The sequence below is a fragment of the Actinophytocola sp. genome (assembly GCF_035942955.1).
GTDB lineage: Bacteria > Actinomycetota > Actinomycetes > Mycobacteriales > Pseudonocardiaceae > DASYTH01.
Genome location: NZ_DASZCQ010000140.1, coordinates 1 through 3,026, shown reverse-complemented (window position 1 = coordinate 3,026; position 3,026 = coordinate 1). Strand labels below are relative to the sequence as shown.

At 71.5% G+C, this 3,026-nt stretch carries 4 protein-coding genes; 1 reads left to right on the top strand and 3 read right to left on the bottom strand.

The genetic code is table 11. The annotated features are described in order from the left end of the window. Nucleotides 1-38: 38 nt before the first annotated feature. The 3 genes from VGX25_RS14300 to VGX25_RS14290 all read right to left on the bottom strand — a co-directional run bounded on the left by VGX25_RS14300 (nucleotide 39) and on the right by VGX25_RS14290 (nucleotide 2,034). Nucleotides 39-491 carry an enediyne antibiotic chromoprotein gene (locus VGX25_RS14300; protein WP_326918257.1) on the bottom strand — a complete coding sequence of 151 codons (453 nt, stop codon included), beginning with the start codon at nucleotides 489-491 and terminating at the stop codon, nucleotides 39-41. A gap of 200 nt (nucleotides 492-691) precedes the next feature. After that, complete coding sequence (locus VGX25_RS14295) at nucleotides 692-1,147, bottom strand: carboxymuconolactone decarboxylase family protein (protein WP_326918256.1); 456 nt, start codon at nucleotides 1,145-1,147, stop codon at nucleotides 692-694. A gap of 101 nt (nucleotides 1,148-1,248) precedes the next feature. Further along, entirely contained in the window at nucleotides 1,249-2,034 is a 786-nt protein-coding gene (locus VGX25_RS14290; RefSeq protein ID WP_326918255.1) for an SDR family oxidoreductase, read from the bottom strand. A gap of 73 nt (nucleotides 2,035-2,107) precedes the next feature. Here VGX25_RS14290 and VGX25_RS14285 point away from each other — a divergent pair, with 73 nt between their 5' ends. Then, complete coding sequence (locus VGX25_RS14285) at nucleotides 2,108-2,977, top strand: sigma-70 family RNA polymerase sigma factor (RefSeq protein WP_326918254.1); 870 nt, start codon at nucleotides 2,108-2,110, stop codon at nucleotides 2,975-2,977. Nucleotides 2,978-3,026 lie beyond the last annotated feature (49 nt).

The following is a 3,026-nucleotide window of genomic DNA, read 5'->3' as shown; positions in this document are numbered from 1 at the left end:
ATCCGGCGCCGGCTCGGCTGCTGGGCCGCTATGGACGGTCAGCGGAAGGAGATCGGGGTCACCGCGTTGCGGGTGGCGCTGCTACCGGCCGAGATGTGGCAGCCGCCGGCGACCGAGGCGCAGTCGACCGTGCCCCAGGGCCGACCGTCCCAGGTGATCGCCGTGAAGGTCCGGTGCGCGGTCAGCGGGCCGGAGCCGGAGCCGCTCGCGTCGGTCGTGAGGGGCAGCACGTCCTGGCTGCACACCTTGACGCCGGCCGACGGCTCGGCGCACTGTCCGGCGTAGACCGCCTCGCCGGCACCGAAACCGCTCACCGCAACGGTGATGACGGCCCCCTCGGTCAACCCGGTCGACGGCGTCGCGGTGACCGAGAACGCGGCCTGCGCCTGCGGGGCCGCGAGGGCGACCTGCTGCCCGACTGCGGCGAATCCGAAGGCGGCCACGACGATCGCGATGGCCCTCAACCAGAACTCCACCCTGTTGACCTGCATTTCCGTGCTCCATTCACTTCGTTTCGAGCGCAGGGTCCAACCGCGCCCATTTCATTCATCGGGGAGAATTCGCCGATCCGGCGATGTGTGGAGAATCCCGTCGTTGGGAGTATTGGGAAGAGGCGTTTCGGATCGGCGCGGTCACCGCGTGCTGCCCGGTGACCGCGCCGTCGCGGCGCCACTGGAGCCGTGTCCGGCGGCTACCACCGCACGCCGGCCTGCTGCTTCGTGGCGACGTTCAACCGGTTCCAGACGTTGATCGTGGAGATCGAGACGAGCAGGGCGGCGAGCGCCTGGTCGTCGTAGTGCTTGGCGGCGTCCTGCCAGACGTCGTCCGGCACCGGGTCCGGACGGTCGGCCAGCCGGGTGACGGCCTCGGCGAGGGCCAGCGCGGCCCGCTCGGCGTCGGTGAAGTACGGGGTGTCCCGCCAGGCCGCCACCGCCATGAGCCGCTCGTCGGTCTCGCCGGCCTGCTTCATGAATCGCGGGTGCTGGTCGACGCAGACGCTGCAGCCGTTGATCTGGCTCGCCCGCAGTTGCACCAGCTGGAGCGTCGTCTGCGAAACCCCGGCGTTTTCCGCCGCTTTGTTCAGGGCGTGCAGGGCTTTCATGGCGTCCGGAAGAACCATTGCCGGATTGCTCATCCTGGTTGCCATTTCCGCCTCCTCCGGGTCAGTCGTCCGGTGTCTGCTGAACGCTTTTTCGTTCCTCACCCATATGACGGACCGCGCCGCGAGAATGTGACGGGCCGCGGAAGTCAGTTCGCCGGCTGCTCATTGAGCCGCTCCGACAGGAAGTCTTCCCAGGTCCGGCGGCCGGCGGGGATGCCGCCGTCCGGCTGATCGCCCACCAGCAGGCCGCCGGCCTTGATCTTGCCGAGGCCCGGCATCCACAGCGGCAGGATCGCCCGCCGCCGGTTAGTCGCCCGCAGGTACCTGCGGGTCAGGTCCTCCCAACTGGTCACGTCCGGGCCGCCCAGGTCCGGCACCCGGCCGGCGGGCGCACCGAGCGCGAGCTCGACGAGCCGGGTCGCGACGTCGGCCGGGTCGATCGGCTGGCACCGGAAGCCGGCCGGCACCGGGATCACCGGCAGCCGGGCCAGCTTGCGGGTTCCGCGGTACACCAGGTCGTAGAACTGGGTGACGCGCAGCATCGTCCACGGCAGACCCGACTCGGACACGATTCGCTCGCACTCGCGTTTGGACTGGAAGTAGCCGAACGAGACGGCGTCGACCCCGACGATCGACGGGTACACCAGGTGGGGTGGGACGGCCTGGGCCTGCGCCGCACGGACGAGGTTACCGGTGGCGACGTCGTCGCCCTTCTTGTCGCTTGCGCAGTGCACAATGGCCGTGACCCCGGCCAGCGCGGGCTCGATACCCTCGCCCCTGACCAGGTCACCGGTCAGGAAGGTGACGCCGTCGGCCGCCTCGCGGGCACGCCGGCTGAGCACCCGCACGGGGTGGCCGGCGTCGCGCAGGCGCCGGACGACCAGGCGTCCGAGTGTTCCGGTACCGCCGGTCACCAGGATGGGGGAGGTCATGGCTCTCCTCACAAAAAGGGCTTGACGAACCGTCACTACAATGACGGCACGCGACAGGGGGAATGTGACAAAAATGGAACAGCAGCATGACGGGTTGGCCGAACGGTTCGAGGCCAACCGCGCGCACCTGCGGGCGGTGGCCTACCGGATGCTCGGCTCGGCCAGCGAAGCCGAGGACGCGGTCCAGGAGGCGTGGATCCGGCTCAGCCGATCGGACACCAGCGGCGTCGAGAACCTCCGCGGCTGGCTGACCACCGTCGTCGCCCGGGTGTGCCTGGACATGCTGCGCGCCCGCGAGTCGCGGCGCGAGGAGCCCATCGGCGATCACGTGCCCGAGCCGGTCCTCAACCACGACGGCGGCGGAAACCCCGAGCACGAGGCGCTGCTCGCCGACTCGGTCGGTCCCGCGCTGCTGGTGGTGCTCGACACGCTCGCGCCGGCCGAACGGCTGTCGTTCGTGCTGCACGACATGTTCGCGGTCCCGTTCGACGAGATCGCGCCGATCGTGGGCCGCTCCGCGGCCGCGACCCGGCAGCTGGCCAGCCGCGCCCGGCGGCGGGTGCAGGGCGCCGCCCCGGATCCCGGCGCCGACCTGGCCCGCCAGCGCGAGGTCGTCGACGCCTTCCTGGCCGCCTCCCGCGGCGGAGACTTCGACGCCCTGCTGGCGCTGCTCGACCCCGACGCCGTGCTGCGCGCCGACGCCGTCACGGTCCAGATGGGCGCCGAGGCGGAGGTCCGCGGCGCGCGGGCGGTGGCCGGCACGTTCTCGGGCCGGGCCAGGGCCGCGCGACCGGCCCTCATCGACGGGGCCGCCGGGCTGGTCTGGTCGGTCGGCGGGCAGCCGCGCGTGGTGTTCACCTTCGCCGTGGCGGACGGGAAGATCACCGGTATCGAGATGATCGCCGACCCCGAGCACCTCGGCGAGCTGGCCATCGTCGGCTGAAAGCTGACCCGGCCCGGCGGCACCGCGTCCGTCCGCGATGCCGCCGGGC